Source organism: Pseudomonas sp. HN2-3, from assembly GCF_020691745.1.
Classification (GTDB): Bacteria; Pseudomonadota; Gammaproteobacteria; order Pseudomonadales; family Pseudomonadaceae; genus Aquipseudomonas; species Aquipseudomonas capeferrum.
The window spans coordinates 1238859-1256409 of record NZ_CP085704.1 but is presented as its reverse complement, the minus strand read 5'-3'; the positions used below and the strand labels follow the sequence as shown (position 1 = coordinate 1256409).

Annotated in this window: 14 protein-coding genes; all 14 read right to left on the bottom strand. The window is 62.6% G+C overall.

All coding sequences use genetic code 11. From position 1 onward, the window contains the following. Nucleotides 1-238: 238 nt before the first annotated feature. The 14 genes from tilS to uppS all read right to left on the bottom strand — a co-directional run bounded on the left by tilS (nucleotide 239) and on the right by uppS (nucleotide 17544). Complete coding sequence (gene tilS / locus LJX93_RS05680) at nucleotides 239-1522, bottom strand: tRNA lysidine(34) synthetase TilS (RefSeq protein ID WP_227696825.1); 1284 nt, start codon at nucleotides 1520-1522, stop codon at nucleotides 239-241. Nucleotides 1523-1579: 57 nt separating this feature from the next. Then, nucleotides 1580-2527: an acetyl-CoA carboxylase carboxyltransferase subunit alpha gene (locus tag LJX93_RS05675; RefSeq protein WP_033700869.1), complete on the bottom strand. Its 948-nt coding sequence runs from the start codon at nucleotides 2525-2527 to the stop codon at nucleotides 1580-1582. Between the two features lie 105 nt (nucleotides 2528-2632). Continuing rightward, entirely contained in the window at nucleotides 2633-6157 is a 3525-nt protein-coding gene (dnaE, locus tag LJX93_RS05670; protein ID WP_033700870.1) for a DNA polymerase III subunit alpha, read from the bottom strand. Between the two features lie 107 nt (nucleotides 6158-6264). After that, the gene (rnhB, locus tag LJX93_RS05665; RefSeq protein WP_033700872.1) at nucleotides 6265-6888 is read right to left on the bottom strand and encodes a ribonuclease HII; all 624 of its coding nucleotides are present in this window, start codon (nucleotides 6886-6888) and stop codon (nucleotides 6265-6267) included. Between the two features lies 1 nt (nucleotide 6889). Further along, the gene (gene lpxB, locus LJX93_RS05660; RefSeq protein WP_047581622.1) at nucleotides 6890-8017 is read right to left on the bottom strand and encodes a lipid-A-disaccharide synthase; all 1128 of its coding nucleotides are present in this window, start codon (nucleotides 8015-8017) and stop codon (nucleotides 6890-6892) included. Between the two features lies 1 nt (nucleotide 8018). Next, on the bottom strand, nucleotides 8019-8795 hold the full coding sequence (gene lpxA, locus LJX93_RS05655; RefSeq protein WP_033700874.1) for an acyl-ACP--UDP-N-acetylglucosamine O-acyltransferase: 777 nt from the start codon (nucleotides 8793-8795) through the stop codon (nucleotides 8019-8021). Continuing rightward, nucleotides 8792-9232, bottom strand: a complete 441-nt coding sequence (fabZ, locus tag LJX93_RS05650) for a 3-hydroxyacyl-ACP dehydratase FabZ (protein WP_008094893.1) — start codon at nucleotides 9230-9232, stop codon at nucleotides 8792-8794. Before fabZ ends, lpxA begins: the two co-directional genes overlap by 4 nt. A 113-nt stretch (nucleotides 9233-9345) precedes the next feature. Then, on the bottom strand, nucleotides 9346-10401 hold the full coding sequence (gene lpxD / locus LJX93_RS05645) for a UDP-3-O-(3-hydroxymyristoyl)glucosamine N-acyltransferase (RefSeq protein ID WP_033700876.1): 1056 nt from the start codon (nucleotides 10399-10401) through the stop codon (nucleotides 9346-9348). A 1-nt stretch (nucleotide 10402) separates the two neighbouring features. Next, a complete protein-coding gene (locus LJX93_RS05640) occupies nucleotides 10403-10906 on the bottom strand; it encodes an OmpH family outer membrane protein (protein ID WP_027595800.1) in 504 nt (167 codons plus the stop codon). 44 nt (nucleotides 10907-10950) lie between these two features. Further along, nucleotides 10951-13299: an outer membrane protein assembly factor BamA gene (gene bamA / locus LJX93_RS05635; RefSeq protein ID WP_033700878.1), complete on the bottom strand. Its 2349-nt coding sequence runs from the start codon at nucleotides 13297-13299 to the stop codon at nucleotides 10951-10953. A 74-nt stretch (nucleotides 13300-13373) separates the two neighbouring features. Further along, nucleotides 13374-14726, bottom strand: coding sequence for an RIP metalloprotease RseP (rseP, locus tag LJX93_RS05630; protein WP_095064086.1), 1353 nt, complete (start codon nucleotides 14724-14726; stop codon nucleotides 13374-13376). Nucleotides 14727-14786: 60 nt separating this feature from the next. Further along, nucleotides 14787-15977, bottom strand: coding sequence for a 1-deoxy-D-xylulose-5-phosphate reductoisomerase (gene ispC, locus LJX93_RS05625; RefSeq protein WP_033700880.1), 1191 nt, complete (start codon nucleotides 15975-15977; stop codon nucleotides 14787-14789). Beyond that, nucleotides 15974-16789, bottom strand: coding sequence for a phosphatidate cytidylyltransferase (locus LJX93_RS05620; protein ID WP_033700881.1), 816 nt, complete (start codon nucleotides 16787-16789; stop codon nucleotides 15974-15976). Before LJX93_RS05620 ends, ispC begins: the two co-directional genes overlap by 4 nt. Beyond that, nucleotides 16789-17544 carry a polyprenyl diphosphate synthase gene (gene uppS / locus LJX93_RS05615; protein ID WP_033700882.1) on the bottom strand — a complete coding sequence of 252 codons (756 nt, stop codon included), beginning with the start codon at nucleotides 17542-17544 and terminating at the stop codon, nucleotides 16789-16791. Before uppS ends, LJX93_RS05620 begins: the two co-directional genes overlap by 1 nt. Nucleotides 17545-17551 lie beyond the last annotated feature (7 nt).

Below are 17551 nucleotides of genomic sequence, written 5' to 3'. Positions count from 1 at the left end.
CCAGCGCCGCCGGAGAAAGCGAAGGAAGGCCGAAGCCCCCGATCACCTGCGTCAATCACAGTGCATCTCGAAAAACTGCCGCGTCTGTACAAACCAGGGTATCCCCGGCATGGAGCTCGCTCGTCATTTCCAGAATCAGCCCAGCAAAAAACTGCGTGGTAATCGGCAACTGCTGTGTTTTCGAGGAACGCACAGAAGTTGTATCAAGAAGGGAGGGTAGTCTACCGGAATGTACCCTTCAGCTCAAACCTTGCGCGTTCGTCGGAGGCAGCCAATGCAGCTGGCAATCCGCCTGACCGAGTTCGGGCAGATTGGCCACTGCCAGCAAGCGCTCGCCCTGATAGAGCAACGGCAGGCGCGCACGCACGAAATACGGCACCTGCAGCGCGTTGAGCAAACGCTTCAGGTCGCGCCGGCCGCGCCCTGCAAGTTCAAGCACTTCACCGCCCTGGCGATAGCGGATACACAGCCCGGCCAGGGGCTGGGGCGCGGTCAACCGCACACTGCCGTTGCCTGGCAATGTCAGCACCACAGAGGGCTCGGGCCAGGCGAACTCGCCTTGCGGTGCCTGCAGCCAGTCACCGCTCAACCACCAGATACGGCCGTTGCTGCGCAGCAACCGGCCGTCGGCCAGGCGCCAGACCGGCCGGGCGTCGGCTGCGGCATCACGCAGATCGGCCCAGCCAGCCCAGTGACGCGCGTCGGGCAACCGGGTGCGAACGCTGAGCCAGTATTGCAGGGCATTGCGCTGACGAGCGGGCGTCAGCGCCGTGAGCACTGCAAGGTCGAGGGAATCCAGCCGCGCCCAGGGCGCAGCAGCGCCCTCCCCGGCCTTGGCCAGATCGGCCTGGGCCACTTCATCCAGCAGCCCCAGCGCTTCACCCAGGTGCTCGGCGCAACGGGCCAGGTTCTGGCTGGCCTGCGGCCAACGCTGCTGCAGCACGGGGAACACTTTGCCGCGCAAATAGTTGCGGGCAAAGGCGGTGTCGCTGTTAGAGGGGTCTTCAATCCAGCTTAACCCCTGGATTTGGGCATACGCCTGCAACTGTTGGCGCGCAATCCCCAGCAATGGCCTGGCCAGGGTGCCCTGCCCCAGCGCCCGCTGGGCCGGCATCGCGGCCAAACCGCGCAGGCCGCTGCCGCGCAACAGACGAAAGAGCAAGGTTTCTGCCTGGTCTTCGCGATGTTGCCCGGTGAATAGCACTTCACCGGGGCCGAGCCGTTGCTTGAATGCCGCGTAACGGGCATCGCGGGCAGCCTGCTCGAGGCTGGCACCGGGTGCGACCTGGACGTGTATCACGCTGAGCGGGATGCCTAGCGTGGCGCAGACATGCGTGCAGTGCGCCGGCCAGGCGTCAGCCGCAGGCTGTAGGCCATGATGGATATGGATGGCGTGCAGAGGAGGCGCTGGGTGAGTACGGGCGTAATCGGCCAGCAGGTGCAGGAGGACGGTGGAGTCGAGGCCGCCGGAGAAAGCGATGTGCCAGGCGGGGGCTTGAAGCCAGGGGGTGAGGTTGAGCATGAGGGCCTCACACGGCTTGGAATCGCTGGGGCCGCAAAGCGGCCCCAGCAATATGCATCAGAGGCCGTAGCTCATCAGACGCTCGTAGCGACGAGCCAACAGCGCGTCATTATCAAGCTTGCCAAGCATGTCCAGCTGCTGCACAAGGTCGGCACGAATGCTTTCCGCCATCTGCGCCGGGTCACGGTGGGCGCCGCCCAGCGGCTCCTGAATCACCTTGTCGACGATGTTCAGGCTCTTCAGGCGCTCGGCCGTGATGCCCATGGCCTCGGCGGCATCGGCAGCCTTGTCGGCGGTCTTCCACAGGATCGAAGCGCAACCTTCTGGCGAGATCACCGAGTAGGTGGAGTACTGCAGCATGTTCAGCTGATCGCACACACCAATGGCCAGCGCACCGCCAGAACCACCCTCACCGATCACGGTGGCGATGATTGGCGTCTTCAGGCGTGCCATGACGCGCAGGTTCCAAGCGATCGCTTCGCTCTGGTTGCGCTCTTCGGCGTCGATGCCCGGGTAGGCGCCCGGTGTGTCGATGAAGGTCAGGATCGGCATCTTGAAGCGCTCGGCCATTTCCATCAGGCGGCACGCCTTGCGGTAGCCCTCTGGGCGTGGCATGCCGAAGTTGCGGCGCACTTTCTCGCGCACTTCACGGCCCTTCTGGTGGCCGATGACCATCACCGCCTGGCCATCCAGGCGCGCGGTACCGCCCACGATCGCGGCGTCGTCGGAGAAGTGGCGGTCACCGTGCAGCTCTTCGAATTCGGTGAAGATGTGCTGCAGGTAGTCCAGGGTGTATGGACGACGCGGGTGACGGGCCAGGCGGGCGATCTGCCAGCTGGTCAGGTTGCCGAAGATGCTTTCGGTCAGGGTATTGCTCTTGTCTTGCAGACGGGCAATTTCATCGCTGATGTTCAGCGAGTTGTCGTTACCCACCAGGCGCAGCCCTTCGATCTTGGCTTGCAGGTCGGCAATCGGCTGTTCGAAATCGAGGAAATTCGGGTTCATAGGCATCCGTCTTGGGTCTACGGCCAGGCGGCCGGCCGGTTGATCCGTTTGGCGCCCTACCTTAAGGGATCGGGCGCATTCAGGTCGAGATTAAAATTCGTCGATTCAACGATATTGCAGGAAGACGTTCTCACGCCCGAACTGGTCACGCAGTGCCTGAATCAGGCCGTCGGCCGGGTCGATCGACCATTCATCGGCGAACTGCAGCATGGCCTTGGCGTCACTGCCGGTGTACTCCAGGGTGATCGGGCAGCCGCCGCGGTGCCGGGTGATCAGCTCACCCAGCCAGTTCAGGCGGTCGCCCTTGAGGGCGTCATGGGCGACTTTCAGGCGCAGGCTTTCGGCCAGACGCGTGCGGGCATCTTCCATGGTCATCACCTGCTTGACCCGCAGGCGCAGGCCACCGGAGAAGTCATCGTTGCTGACCTCGCCTTCGACCACGACCATGGCATCGTTCTGCAACAGTGACTGGGCAGCCATGAAGGAGTCGGCAAACAGCGACGCCTCGATACGCCCAGAGCGGTCATCAAGCGTGACGAAACCCATCTTGTCACCCTTCTTGTTCTTCATTACCCGCAGGGCAATGATCATGCCGGCGATCGTCTGCGACTCACGGGACGGCTTCAGATCGATGATGCGCTGGCGGGCGAAACGGCGAATCTCGCTTTCGTACTCATCAATCGGGTGGCCGGTGAGGTACAGGCCAAGCGTGTCCTTCTCGCCTTTGAGGCGCTCTTTGAGGGTGAGTTCGCGGACCTTGCGGTGGTTGGCATAGACGTCCGAATCGGCCTCCACGAACAACCCGCCGAACAGATCGACATGGCCACTGTCGGCGGTACGTGCGGTCTGCTCGGCAGACTTGACCGCCTCTTCCAGCGCCGCCAGCAAGGTTGCGCGGTTGCGGTCGATGTTGGCCTGGTAGGCCTTGATTTCGTCATGGAAGTACGGGCCGAGGCGGTCCAGTGCACCACTGCGGATCAGCGCATCGAGGGTGCGCTTGTTGACGCGCTTGAGGTCGACGCGCTCACAGAAATCGAACAGGTCCTTGAACGGCCCGCCCTGCGCACGCACTTCGACGATGGCTTCGACCGGCCCCTCGCCCACACCCTTGATCGCGCCCAAGCCATAGACGATACGGCCATCGTCGTTGACGGTGAACTTGAAGTCGGAGGTGTTCACATCAGGCGCGTCGAGGCGCAGCTTCATGCTGCGCACTTCCTCGATCAGCACCACCACCTTGTCGGTGTTGTGCATATCCGCCGACAACACCGCCGCCATGAACGGCGCCGGGTAGTGGGTCTTGAGCCAGGCGGTCTGGTACGACACCAGGCCATAGGCGGCAGAGTGAGATTTGTTGAAACCGTAACCGGCGAACTTCTCTACCAGGTCGAAGATGTTACCTGCCAGGTCACCATCAATACCGTTATTGGCGCAACCTTCGATGAAACCGCCGCGCTGCTTGGCCATTTCCTCGGGCTTTTTCTTACCCATGGCACGACGCAGCATGTCGGCACCGCCCAGGGTATAGCCGGCCATGACCTGGGCAATCTGCATCACCTGCTCTTGATACAGGATGATGCCGTAGGTGGGCGCCAGTACCGGCTGCAGGCCGTCATACTGGTAATCCGGGTGCGGGTAGGCCAGCTCGGCGCGGCCGTGCTTGCGGTTGATGAAGTCGTCCACCATGCCCGACTGCAGCGGGCCCGGGCGGAACAGCGCCACCAGTGCGATAAGGTCTTCCAGGCAGTCCGGCTTGAGCTTCTTGATCAGCTCCTTCATGCCGCGCGATTCGAGCTGGAACACCGCCGTGGTCTCGGCTTTTTGCAGCAGCTCGTAGGTCTTGCGGTCATCCAGCGGAATGAAGTCGATGTTCAGGTCCGGCAGGCCCTGCTTGGCCTGCTCACGGTTGATCGTCTCCATCGCCCACTTGATGATGGTCAGTGTGCGCAGGCCGAGGAAGTCGAACTTGACCAGCCCGGCGGCCTCGACATCGTCCTTGTCGAACTGGGTCACCAGGCCGCCGCCTTCTTCGTCACAGGCGATCGGCGAGAAGTCGGTGAGTTTGGTCGGGGCGATTACCACGCCACCGGCGTGTTTGCCGGTACCACGGGTGACGCCCTCGAGCTTGAGGGCCATGTCCCAGATCTCGCGGGCATCTTCGTCGCCCTTGAGGAAGTCACGCAGGATTTCTTCCTGCTCGTAGGCCTTCTCCAGGGTCATGCCGACTTCGAAGGGGATCATCTTCGACAGGCGGTCGGCCAGGCCGTAGGACTTGCCCTGCACCCGCGCCACGTCGCGCACCACCGCCTTGGCGGCCATGGTACCGAAGGTGATGATCTGGCTGACCGCGTTACGCCCGTAGGCATCGGCCACATATTCAATGACCCGGTCGCGGCCATCCATGCAGAAGTCGACGTCGAAGTCGGGCATGGATACACGTTCAGGGTTGAGGAAGCGCTCGAACAGCAGGTCGTAGGCCAGCGGGTCGAGGTCGGTGATCTTCAGCACGTAGGCGACCAGCGAACCGGCACCCGAACCCCGGCCCGGGCCCACCGGCACACCGTTGTTCTTGGCCCACTTGATGAAGTCCATAACGATCAGGAAGTAGCCCGGGAAGCCCATCTGGATGATGATATCCAGCTCGAACTTCAGGCGGTCCAGGTAGACCTGGCGCTTTTCTTCATAGTCTGGCGTGGTCTCCTTGGGCCAGAGCACCGCCAGGCGCTCCTCCAGGCCTTCATGGGAGACATGGCGCAGATAATCGTCGATGCCCATGCCGTTGGGCGTGGGGAAGTCGGGCAGGAAGTGCTTGCCCAACTGCACCTGGATGTTGCAACGCTTGGCGATTTCGACGGTGTTGGCGATGGCGTCGGGCAGGTCGCTGAACAGCTCGGCCATTTCGTCCGAGCTCTTGAGGTACTGCTGGTCGCTGTAGTTACGCGGGCGACGCGGGTCGTCCAGGGTCCAGCCCTCACCGATGCATACACGGGTTTCGTGGGCATCGTAGTCGGCCTGCTTGATGAAGCGCACATCGTTGGTCGCCACCAGCGGTGCGCCAACCTTGTCGGCCAGAGCCACGGCGGCGTGCACGTATTCTTCGTCGCGCGCGCGGTTGGTGCGCTGCACTTCGACGTAGAAGCGCTCGGGGAACATGCCCAGCCAATCGCGCAGCAGCGCTTCGGCCTCTTCAACCCTGCCACCCAGCAGCGCCGCGCCGATGTCACCTTCCTTGCCGGCGGACAAAGCGATCAGGCCCTCGCTGGCGGGGGCGATCCATTCACGCTGCAGAATCACCAGGCCATTGCGCTGGCCTTCGACCCAGCCCCGCGAAATCAGCTCGGTGAGGTTGCGGTAGCCCGTGGGGTTCATCGCCAGGAAGCAGATGCGCGACAACGGTGCTTCCGGGTCGGCCCCGGCCAGCCACAGGTCGGCACCACAGATCGGCTTGATCCCGGCGCCCATGGCGGTCTTGTAGAACTTCACCAGCGAGCACATGTTGCTCTGGTCGGTGATCGCCACCGCCGGCATGTTCATCCCCGCCAGCGCCTTTGCCAGCGGCTTGATCCGCACCAGACCGTCGACCAGCGAGAATTCGGAGTGCACGCGAAGGTGAACGAAGGGAACCGACATGGATGATCCTGTAGCAGAACGACAAGGGCGGGATTGTAGCGTAAAAGCGAGGGTATTTTGGGGCTACTGTGCAGCCCCGCGAAGGGCCGCGCAGCGGCACTGACAGGCTAAATCAAGGAATCGACAACGCCTTCACGCGCTTCCCAGGCCGCCCGCACAGGCGCGAAGGAACGCCGATGAATGGGCGTCGGCCCAAGCCGCGCCAGGGCCTCAAGGTGTACCGGCGTCGGGTAGCCCTTGTGCCCACCGATGCCATAACCGGGGTAGATCAGCTCGAACGCGCTCATCTCCCGGTCACGTGTCACCTTGGCCAGGATCGACGCCGCCGCGATCGCCGGCACCTGGCTATCGCCCTTGATCACCGGCGCCGCAGGCACTGCGAGTTTCGGGCAGCGGTTGCCGTCGATCAGTGCCAGCTTGGGCGTAACGTGCAGGCCCTCGACCGCGCGCTGCATCGCCAGCATGGTGGCCTGAAGGATGTTCAGGCGGTCGATTTCGTCGACCTCGGCGCGGGCAATGCAAAAGCTCAGTGCCTTTTCGCAGATTTCGTCGAACAACGCTTCGCGCTTGGCTTCGGTGAGCTTCTTCGAATCATTCAGGCCCAGAATCGGCCGTGCCGGATCGAGGATCACGGCAGCGGTGACCACCGCCCCGCACAGCGGGCCACGGCCGACTTCATCGACACCGGCGACCAGGTCTTCGACCAGGTTGAAATCCAGTCCTATTTGCATGTCAGCGGTCCTTGAGCAAAGCCAGCACCGCCTCGGCCGCCTGGTTGGAGGCGTCCCGGCGCAGGGTGCGGTGAATCTCGTCGAAACGTTCGGTCTGCTGGCTGCCGTCGGCCACCAAGGGGGCCAAGGTCTGCGCCAGGGCTTCGCTGGTGGCGTCATCCTGCAGCAGCTCAGGCACAAGCGCACGCTGGGCCAGCAGGTTGGGCAACGACACGTAGGGGCTTTTCACCAGGCGCTTGAGAATCCAGTAGGTCAGCGGCGCCAGGCGGTAGGCCACCACCATGGGCCGCTTGTACAGCAGGGCCTCCAGGGTGGCGGTACCTGACGCAATCAGCACCGCATCACAGGCCGCCAAGGCCTGGTGCGACTGGCCGTCGAGCAGGGTCAGCGGCAGCTCGCGCCCTTCGAGCATCTGCTCGACCTGGGCACGCCGCGCGGCATTGGCACACGGCAGCACGAAGCGCACACCTGGCACCCGCTCGCGCAAGCGCTCGGCCGCATCGAGGAACAGCGCCCCCAGGCGCCCGACCTCACCGCCACGGCTGCCTGGCATCAATGCAACCACCGGGCCATGGCCCAGGCCAAGCTCACTGCGCGCCGCCTGCCGATCCGCTTCGAGGGGGATGGTGTCGGCCAGCGGGTGGCCGACAAAGCGCACCGGCACACCCTGCTCTTCGTAGAACCGCGCCTCAAACGGCAGCAGTGTCAGCATCAGGTCGCAGCCTTCACGGATCTTCAGCACGCGCTTCTGCCGCCAGGCCCACACGGAAGGGCTGACGTAGTGCACGGTCTTGATGCCGGCCTGACGCAATTTCAATTCGATATTGAGGGTGAAATCCGGGGCGTCGATACCGATAAACACATCGGGCTTTTCGGCGATCAGCGTCTGGATCAGCAGTTTACGGCGCTTGAGCAGCTCGCGCAGGCGCCCCAGCACTTCGACCAGGCCCATCACGGCCAGGCGTTCCATGGGGAAGTAGGACTGCAGGCCTTCGGCTTCCATCAAGGGGCCGCCAACGCCGATGAACCGTACGTCGGGATGGCGGGCCTTGAGGGCGCGCATCAAGCCGGAACCGAGAATATCGCCGCTGGCCTCACCCGCGACCAGGGCTACGCAAAGCTGGGCCATGTCAGCGCGTGATGCCGCGTGCGGAATTCAGGATCGACTGACGGAACAGCTCGACCTCGGGGTGCTGGGCTGCCGGCTCGTCCAGCGCCTTGATTGCATCTTCGACGGTCAGGCCCTGGCGATAGACAATCTTGTAGCAACGCCGCAGGGTATGAATGACCTCGTCGCTGAAACCCCGGCGGCGCATGCCTTCGAAGTTCATGCTTCGGGCTTCGGCCGGGCTGCCGAACACCGTGACGAAGGCCGGCACATCCTTGCCGATCGCCGTACCCATGCCAGAAAACGCATGAGCACCGATATGGCAGTACTGGTGCACCAGGGTGTACCCGGACAGAATCGCCCAGTCGCCGACGTGCACATGCCCGGCCAACGCGGTGTTGTTCACCAGAATGCAATGATTACCGATGACACTGTCGTGACCGATGTGCGCATAGGCCATGATCAGGTTGTGATCGCCCAGGGTGGTTTCGGCACGGTCCTGAACGGTACCGCGGTGAATGGTCACGCCCTCGCGGATCACATTGTGATCGCCAATCACCAGACGGGTCGGCTCACCCTTGTACTTGAGGTCAGGGGTGTCTTCGCCGATCGAGGAAAACTGGTAGATACGGTTGTGCTTGCCGATACGGGTCGGCCCTTTGAGCACCACATGCGGGCCAATGATGGTGCCCTCCCCGATTTCGACATCGGGGCCTACGATCGACCACGGGCCCACCTCGACACCATCGGCCAGCTTGGCCGATGGGTCGATGATGGCCCGTGGATCAATCGAATTCATAGGGAGCGTTCCGCGCAGGTGATCTGTGCCGAGCATACAGGCTTGCCGTCCACCAGGGCGCGGCATTCGAATTTCCAGATCATGCTCTTGCGGCTGAGGAACTTGGCTTCCAGCACAAGCTGGTCACCCGGCAATACCGGCTGACGGAAACGCAGTTTGTCGGAACCGACAAAGTAGTACAGGGTGCCATCAGCCGGCTTGGCATCAAGCATCTTGAAACCGAGAATACCGGCCGCCTGGGCCATGGCCTCGATGATCAGAACGCCCGGCATGATCGGGTGGGCCGGGAAATGGCCATTGAAGAACGGCTCGTTGATGCTGACATTCTTGTAGGCACGAATGCTCTGGGCCTCGAAGTCCAGATCCGTCACGCGGTCCACCAGCAGGAACGGGTAACGGTGAGGCAGGTATTCGCGAATCTCGTTGATGTCCATCATTTCGGGGGGAAGCCTGTAATAAGAATAGGGAGCGCAGGTGCTGACCACGCGCTCCTTTTGCAGTCCAAAGAGGAGCCAGCTAGCGTCTGTTCACTCTTGCTCAGGGAATGGTATCAGCCTTCTGATGCCGGCTGGCCACCTGAGGTCACGGTATCGATGCGCTTTTCCACCTGCTGGAGACGCTTGGCCATGTCGTCCAGGTGGCGGATACGCGCGGCGCTCTTGCGCCAGTCAGCCAATGGCTGCATGGCAGTGCCGGAAGAATAGGCACCCGGTTCGGTGATCGATCGGGTCACCATGGTCATGCCGGACACGAAAACGTTATCACAGACGTCAATATGGCCCACCATGCCGACACCGCCCGCAATGGTGCAGTGCTTACCGATGCGCGTGCTGCCGGAAATGCCAACACAGGCAGCCATGGCCGTGTGCTCGCCGATCTGGACGTTATGGGCGATCTGGATCTGGTTGTCGAGTTTGACCCCGTCGGCAATGCGCGTGTCAGACAGCGCACCACGGTCAATGGCCGTATTGACGCCGATTTCCACATCATCGCCGATGGTCACGCCGCCAATCTGGGCAATCTTGCGCCACACGCCCTTCTCGTTGGCGAAGCCGAAGCCTTCGCCACCGATCACCGCACCCGACTGGATGACGACACGCTTGCCGATGGTCACGTCATGGTACAGGGTGACCCGTGGCGCCAGCCAACCACCCTCGCCGATGACGCAGCGGGCACCGACCACGCAATGAGCACCGATGCTGACATTGGCCGCAATCCGCGCACCGCTCTCGACGACCGCGAACGGGCCGATGCTGGCACTGGCATCCACCTGCGCATCTTCTGCTACCACGGCGCTGGGATGAACTCCCGCCACAGCCTTGGGCTTGGGATCGAACAGATGGGAAATGCGTGCATAGGCCAGGTACGGATCAGCGACGATCAGTGCGTTGCCGGCAAAGCCTTCAGCATCCGCAGCCTTTAGCAGTACCGCTGCCGCCTGGCTGTTATCCAGGAATTTGCGGTACTGCGGGTTGGCGAGGAAGCTCAATTGACCGGGCCCGGCCTCCTGCAAGGTGGCCAGCCCGGTAATCTGCAGCGCCTCGGGCCCCTTGAGGGTGGCCCCGAGGGCTTCGGCCAGCTGGCCAAGCGTCATGGTCAAGGTCATATCAACGGGCTTGGTTCATGCGCTCGATGACTTGGCGGGTGATGTCGTACTGAGGTTTGACATCGATGACCGCGCCACGCTCGAGGACCAGGTCGAAACCGCCCTTCTTGATCACTTCCTCGACAGCGCCGTCCAGCTTGGGCTTGAGCTGCTTGAGCATGTCGCGATCAGCAACGGCCTTGGCTTCGTTCAGTTCCTTGGACTGGAACTGGAAGTCGCGGGCCTTTTGCTTGAACTCGAGCTCCAGGCGCTCACGCTCCTGCTGCTGCATCTTGTCGCCGCCTTTGATCAGGCGGTCCTGGATGCCCTTGGCGCTGCTTTCCAGGCTCTTGAGCTTGGTCAGTTGCGGGCCGAATTTTTTCTCGGCATCGACCGCGTACTTCTTGGCGGCATCCGATTCAAGCAGGGCCATCTGATAGTTCAGGACGGCAACCTTCATTTCGGCGAAAGCCGGGGTGGCGACCAGCGCCGCGGCCAAGATGGCCAGTTGAGTCAACTTACGCACGATGCACTCCTGGATAAACCGTTGTCGTTATGCAAGGGCCGACCTTAGAAGGTCTGGCCCAGAGAGAATTGGAACACCTGGGTATCGGCGTCGTCCGGTTTCTTGATCGGCATCGCCAGGCTGAAGCTCAACGGGCCCAGCGCAGTAATCCAGGTCACACCCAGGCCCACGGAGCTGGCCATGTCCGAGAAACCGACCTTGGCGCAATCAGGCTTGGAACCGCAATTGGTGTCGAACACGTTACCCACGTCCCAGAACACGGAAGTGCGCAGCGAACGCTGGTCTTTGACGAACGGCAGCGGGAACAGCAGTTCTACACCACCCTGGACCAGCACGTTGCCACCGAACGGCAGCGGATCCTGATCCGGGTCTTCGATAGTGCCCGGGTTGGTACCCTTACTCGGCGTGCTGCGGGGGCCCAGGCTGCTGTCCTTGAAGCCACGGACGGAGTTGAAGCCACCCGCGTAGTAGTTCTCGTAGAACGGCAGGCCGGAAGTGCCACCGAAACCATCACCATAGCCCAGTTCAGTGTGCAGGCGCAGGGTGTAGTCGTTATTGATCGGCTTGAACAACTGGCCACGGTAGTCGAGCTTGTAGAACGACAGGTCGCTGCCCGGGATGGTGGATTCCAGGGTCAAACTTTGGGAGTGACCACGGGTAGCCAACACGCCTTTGTTCAAGGTCGACTCGGACCAGCCGATCGACGCTTTGAAGTTGAGGAAGCTATCGCCCTCTTCTTCGAGGAAATTGAAGATCTCGTCAACGGTGTATTTGCCGGTCTTGATCTTGTCCTGCTGCACGCTCAGGCCGTAGGTCAGGCGCGAGGTCTCGCTGATCGGGTAACCCAGGCTGACGCCGGCGCCAAGGCTGTCGACCGCATAGCTGGCAACGTCGACATCGAGGTCGTCGTAGTCGGTGCTGCGGTAGAAGGCGTTGTAGCCCAGGCTGACGCCGTCGGCAGTGAAGTAGGGGTCGACGAAGCCGAAGTTGTATCGGGTCTGGTACTCGGAACGGGTCAGGCCGACGGACACCTTGTTACCGGTACCCAGGAAGTTGCTCTGGCTGATCGAGCCGCCGAGGATCAGGCCGGCGCTCTGGGCAAAACCGACGCTGGCGGTGATCGAGCCGGAGGCTTGTTCTTCGACGCTGTAGTTGACGTCGACCTGGTCATCGGTGCCAGGCACCGGTGGCGTTTCGACGTTGACTTCCTTGAAGAAGCCCAGACGCTCAAGACGGGTCTTGGACTGGTCGATCAGGTAGGTCGAAGCCCAGCCGCCTTCCATCTGGCGCATCTCGCGACGTAGCACTTCGTCTTCGGTCTTGGTGTTGCCGCGATAGTTGATGCGGTTGACGTAGGCACGCTTGCCCGGGTCGACCACGAACATGATATCGACGGTGTGGTCTTCATCGTTGGGCTGCGGCACGCCGTTGACGTTGGCGAAGGTATAGCCTTCGTTACCCAGGCGACGGGTGATCAGCTCGGACGTGGTGGTCATCACCTTGCGCGAGAATACCTGGCCCGGCTGCACCAGCAGCAGCGACTTGACCTGGTCTTCAGGGACCTTGAGGTCACCGGAGAGCTTCACGTCACGGACGGTGTACTTCTCGCCTTCGTTGATGTTGACGGTGATGTAGACGTGCTTCTTGTCTGGCGTGATGGACACCTGGGTAGAGGCGATATCCATGTTGATGTAGCCGCGGTCCAGGTAGTAGGAACGCAGACGCTCCAGGTCACCGGACAGTTTTTCACGGGCGTACTTGTCGTCGTTCTTGAAGAACGACAGCCAGTTGGTGGTTTTCAGCTCGAACAGCTGCGACAGCTCTTCGTCGTCGAAGACGTTGTTGCCCACCACGTTGATGTGCTGGATGGCGGCGACGGTGCCTTCGTTGATCTTGATTTTCAGCGCGACGCGGTTGCGCGGCTGCGGCACGACTTCGGCGTCGACCTCGGCCGAGTAGCGGCCCTGGGCCACGTACTGGCGCTGCAGCTCGTTACGCACACCTTCGAGGGTGGCGCGCTGGAAGATTTCACCTTCGGCCAGGCCCGACTGCTTCAGGCCCTTCATCAGGTCTTCGGTGCTGATCGCCTTGTTGCCTTCGATCTCGATGCTCGACACCGACGGGCGCTCGACCACGTTGATGATCAGGACATTGCCATCGCGGTTCAGCTGGATGTCCTGGAAGAAACCGGTCTTGAACAGGGAACGGGTCGAGTCCACGAGACGCCGATCGTCGGCCTGGTCGCCCACGTTCAGGGGCAAGGCACCGAAGACGCTGCCGGCGGATACCCGCTGCAGGCCGTTGACACGAATATCGGAGATGGTGAAGGACTCGGCGTGAACTTCAGCGATCATCAGTGCGGAGAGGACCGCAGTTAGCAGCAGACGTTTCATGAAGTCCTTTTATTCCAACTGGCAATAAACAACCCGCCGCGAATAGACGGCGGGTTCGCAATTGAGCGAAGCTTTTAAAGTCGACCCAGATCGTTGATCAGGGCGAGCAACATCACCCCTATGACCAAACTGATACCGATCTGGACCCCCCAACCTTGTACCCGGTCCGACAGCGGACGACCGCGCGCCCACTCAACCAGGTAAAACAGCAAATGCCCCCCATCCAGTACTGGAATGGGCAGCAGGTTAAGAACCCCCAGGCTTATGCTCAGGTAGGCCAGGAAATTCAGGAAATCCCCCACGCCGGACTGGGCTGAAGCGCCCGCCACTTTAGCAATGGTTATCGGTCCGCTCAAGTTTTTTACCGAGAGCTCTCCGAACAGCATTTTCTTCAGCGACTCGAGGGTCAGGACACTCATGTTCCAGGTGCGCGACAAGCCCTCGCCCACCGCTTCCAGCGGGCCATAGCTGACTTCGCGAAGCATGTTGGCAGGCCATTCGCCACCTTTTACCCCTGCCCCCAGGTAGCCGCCCGAGGCCTTACCCTCGCCCCGCTGCGCCAGGGTTACCGGCACATCCAGGGCAGCGCCGTCGCGCTCCACACGTACCACCACCTTGGCATGCGGGCGGGCGCGCACGGCATCGACCACCTGCTGCCATTCGGTGACGACCACACCGTCGATGGCCAGCAACTTGTCGCCCGTCTTCAAGCCCGCCGCTGCGGCCGGCCCTTTCGATTCGATTTCGGCCAGCACCGGCACGATCACCGGGCGCCAGGGGCGCAAGCCCAGGGACTGGATAGGGTCCGGTTCGTCAGCGCCTTTCAGCCAGTGGTCCAGCTTGATCTGCAGTTGACGCTCGGCGCTGGCGCCTTCATCGCGCACGCCCACCTGCAGGGTGCCGCTCTCGCCCAAGCGGCGCACCAGTTGCAGGTTGACCGCTGACCAACCGCTGGTCGGTTTGCCATCGATGGATACGATTTCCTGACCAGCGGCCAGGCCTGCCGAGGCTGCCAGGCTGCCTACCTCGACCCCACCGATGACCGGGCGGATCTGCTGGGTGCCGAGCATGGCCAGCAGCCAGAAGAACACGATGGCCAAGAGGAAATTGGCAATCGGCCCTGCTGCGACGATGGCAATGCGCTGACGCACGGATTTGCGATTGAACGACTGGTCGGCCAGCGCAGGCGGTACATCGCCTTCGCGCTCGTCGAGCATCTTGACGTAGCCACCCAGCGGGATCGCTGCCACCACGAACTCGGTACCCTGCCGATCATGCCAGCGCAGCAGCGGCGTGCCGAAGCCTACCGAAAAACGCAGCACCTTGACGCCGCAGCGTCGGGCCACCCAGAAGTGGCCGAATTCGTGAAACGTGACCAGAACACCCAACGCCACCAGGGTGCCGACAATCATGTAGAGCGCAGTCATATCTTTCTCCAGATGACGTTCAGCAGAACGACGTTTCGCACAAGCCCTGGCAGGCCTGCATCAGTGACCGTGACGCCTCAACCACTCGCGGGACAACTCCCGGGCACGCTGGTCGGCGGCAAATACCGCGTCCAACGATGCCAGTGGCACTACGGGCTCCTGATCGAGCACCTGTTCGATCATACCCGCGATCTCCGGGAAGCGGATACGCCGCTGCAGAAATGCCTCGACCGCCACTTCATTGGCCGCGTTGAGCACTGCGGGCGCGCTGTTGCCGGCCTCGGCAGCCTGCCGCGCCAGGCGCAGGCAAGGGAAGCGCTGTTCGTCAGGGGCCTGGAAATCCAGACGCGCGATGGCGAACAAGTCCAGCGGGGCAACCCCGGAATCAATACGCTCTGGCCAGGCCAGCGCGTTGGCGATAGGCGTGCGCATGTCGGGGTTACCCAACTGGGCGAGGACCGAACCGTCCACGTAATCCACCAGCGAGTGGATCACGCTCTGCGGGTGCACCACCACCTCGACCTTGGCGGGCGAGGCATCGAACAACCAGCACGCCTCGATCAACTCCAGGCCCTTGTTCATCATACTGGCCGAATCCACGGAAATCTTGCGCCCCATGGACCAGTTGGGATGGGCGCAGGCCTGTTCCGGGGTGACATCGGCGAGCGCCGCATGCGGTGTTTCGCGGAACGGGCCGCCCGACGCGGTGAGCAGGATGCGGCGCACACCCACCTGGCTCAGGCCACGGGCATAGTCACCCGGCAGGCACTGGAAGATCGCATTGTGCTCGCTGTCGATCGGCAACAGCACGGCACCACTGCGCCGCACCGCCTCCATGAACAGCGCGCCAGACATCACCAGCGCCTCCTTGTTGGCCAGCAGCACCTTCTTGCCCGCCTCGACGGCCGCCAAGGTCGGTCGCAGCCCGGCCGCGCCTACGATGGCCGCCATGACCGCATCCACTTCCGCAGCCGCGGCCACCTGGCACAGCCCCGCCTCGCCTTCTAGCACCTGCGTGGCACAACCTGCTGCCGCCAGGCCGTCACGTAAACGTGCAGCCCCCTCGGCACTTGGCACCACCGCAAACTCGGGACGATGGCGCACGCACAACGCCAGCAGCTCATCGATGCGCGAGTAACCGCTCAATGCGAAAACCGAGTAACGCTCGGGATGACGCGCGATCACATCCAGCGTGCTCAGGCCAATGGAGCCTGTGGCGCCAAGCACGGTGATGCGTTGCACCGCACTCACATCACACCCCATTCGGCAGCCCACAGCAGCACCGCAAACAGCGGGATGGCTGCGGTCAGGCTGTCGATGCGGTCAAGTACGCCACCATGGCCGGGCAGCAGGTTACTGCTGTCCTTGATGCCGGAACGGCGCTTGAACATGCTTTCGGTCAGGTCACCGATCACCGAGGCCATGACCACCAGCGCCGCGCCCAGCAGGCCCAGCAAAATCTGGCCGATGCCCCAGTCGCGGCTGATACCGACTGCCAGGGTGATGACCAGGCTGACGACCAGGCCGCCATAGACGCCTTCCCAACTCTTGCCCGGGCTGACCTGCGGCGCCAGCTTGCGCTTGCCGAAGGCTCGCCCAGAGAAATAGGCACCGATGTCGGCGGCCCATACCAGCACCATCACCGACAGGATCAGCCAGTTGCCCAGCGGCCAGTGCTTGAGCAGCACCAGGCCCTGCCACGCCGGTAGCAATACCAGCAGGCCGATCAGCAGGCGACAGGCCGCACTGGCCCACAGTTCGCTGCTGCGCGGGTAGGTCAGCACCAGCCAGGTAGCCAGTGCCCACCAGATCACCGACGCACCGAGCACCCAGGGCGCCAGGTCAGGCATCAGGTGCAGCAGCATCAGCGCACCGCCGACGACGGCGGCATAGGCAATGCGCAGCGGCTGGGCCATCAAACCGGCCAGGCGCGCCCACTCCCAGGCCCCGAGGGTGACCACGAAGCCGATGAACAGGGCGAAATCCCCACCATTGAGCAGGAAGAAGCCACCCAGCGCGACCGGCAACAGGATCAGCGCGGTAATGATGCGTTGTTTAAGCATTAAGCACGAGCTCCAGCCTCGACCTGCTCGCTGGTCTTACCGAAGCGGCGCTGGCGCGAAGCGAAATCGGCCAGGGCATTGCGCATGGCCTCGTGTTTGAAGTCCGGCCAGTACAGGTCGGAGAAATACAGCTCGGCATAGGCCAGCTGCCACAGCAGGAAATTGCTGATGCGCCGCTCGCCACCGGTACGGATACACAAGTCGGGCAGCGGCAACTCGCCCGTGGACAGGCAGGTTTGCAGCAGACCCGGCGTAATGTCGTCCGGGCGCAGATGGCCGGCCTGTACTTCCCGCGCCAGGCGCTGGGCAGCCTGGGCGATGTCCCACTGGCCACCGTAGTTGGCCGCGATCTGCAGTATGAAGCGGTTGTTGCCGGCGGTCAGCGCTTCGGCCTCACGCATGGCAGCCTGCAGCTCGGGATGGAAGCGTGAGCGATCGCCGATGATGCGCAAGCAGATGTTGTTCTCGTTGAGGCGGCGAGCCTCACGGCGCAAGGCCGAGAAGAACAGCTCCATCAGCGCACCGACTTCTTCGGCGGGGCGTTGCCAGTTCTCGCTGGAGAAGGCGAACAGGGTCAGGACCTCGACCCCCGATTCGGCACAGACTTCGATGACCGCGCGAACGGCATCGACGCCAGCCTTGTGCCCGGCAACACCGGGCAACAGGCGCTTCTTCGCCCAACGGTTGTTGCCATCCATGATGATCGCGACGTGTCGCGGCACCGAGGACGGCGCCGCTGGCTTGGTCTTTTCCATTAAAAAA

Bases quoted from the DNA above. Each gene is read 5' to 3' on its own strand.
- lpxA (WP_033700874.1), bottom strand. From the start codon at position 8,795: ATGAATTCGATTGATCCACGGGCCATCATCGACCCATCGGCCAAGCTG.
- LJX93_RS05620 (WP_033700881.1), bottom strand. From the start codon at position 16,789: ATGCTTAAACAACGCATCATTACCGCGCTGATCCTGTTGCCGGTCGCG.
- uppS (WP_033700882.1), bottom strand. From the start codon at position 17,544: ATGGAAAAGACCAAGCCAGCGGCGCCGTCCTCGGTGCCGCGACACGTC.
- bamA (WP_033700878.1), bottom strand. From the start codon at position 13,299: ATGAAACGTCTGCTGCTAACTGCGGTCCTCTCCGCACTGATGATCGCT.
- dnaE (WP_033700870.1), bottom strand. From the start codon at position 6,157: ATGTCGGTTCCCTTCGTTCACCTTCGCGTGCACTCCGAATTCTCGCTG.
- tilS (WP_227696825.1), bottom strand. From the start codon at position 1,522: ATGCTCAACCTCACCCCCTGGCTTCAAGCCCCCGCCTGGCACATCGCT.
- rnhB (WP_033700872.1), bottom strand. From the start codon at position 6,888: ATGCAAATAGGACTGGATTTCAACCTGGTCGAAGACCTGGTCGCCGGT.
- fabZ (WP_008094893.1), bottom strand. From the start codon at position 9,232: ATGATGGACATCAACGAGATTCGCGAATACCTGCCTCACCGTTACCCG.
- rseP (WP_095064086.1), bottom strand. From the start codon at position 14,726: ATGACTGCGCTCTACATGATTGTCGGCACCCTGGTGGCGTTGGGTGTT.
- lpxD (WP_033700876.1), bottom strand. From the start codon at position 10,401: ATGACCTTGACCATGACGCTTGGCCAGCTGGCCGAAGCCCTCGGGGCC.
- LJX93_RS05675 (WP_033700869.1), bottom strand. From the start codon at position 2,527: ATGAACCCGAATTTCCTCGATTTCGAACAGCCGATTGCCGACCTGCAA.
- lpxB (WP_047581622.1), bottom strand. From the start codon at position 8,017: ATGGCCCAGCTTTGCGTAGCCCTGGTCGCGGGTGAGGCCAGCGGCGAT.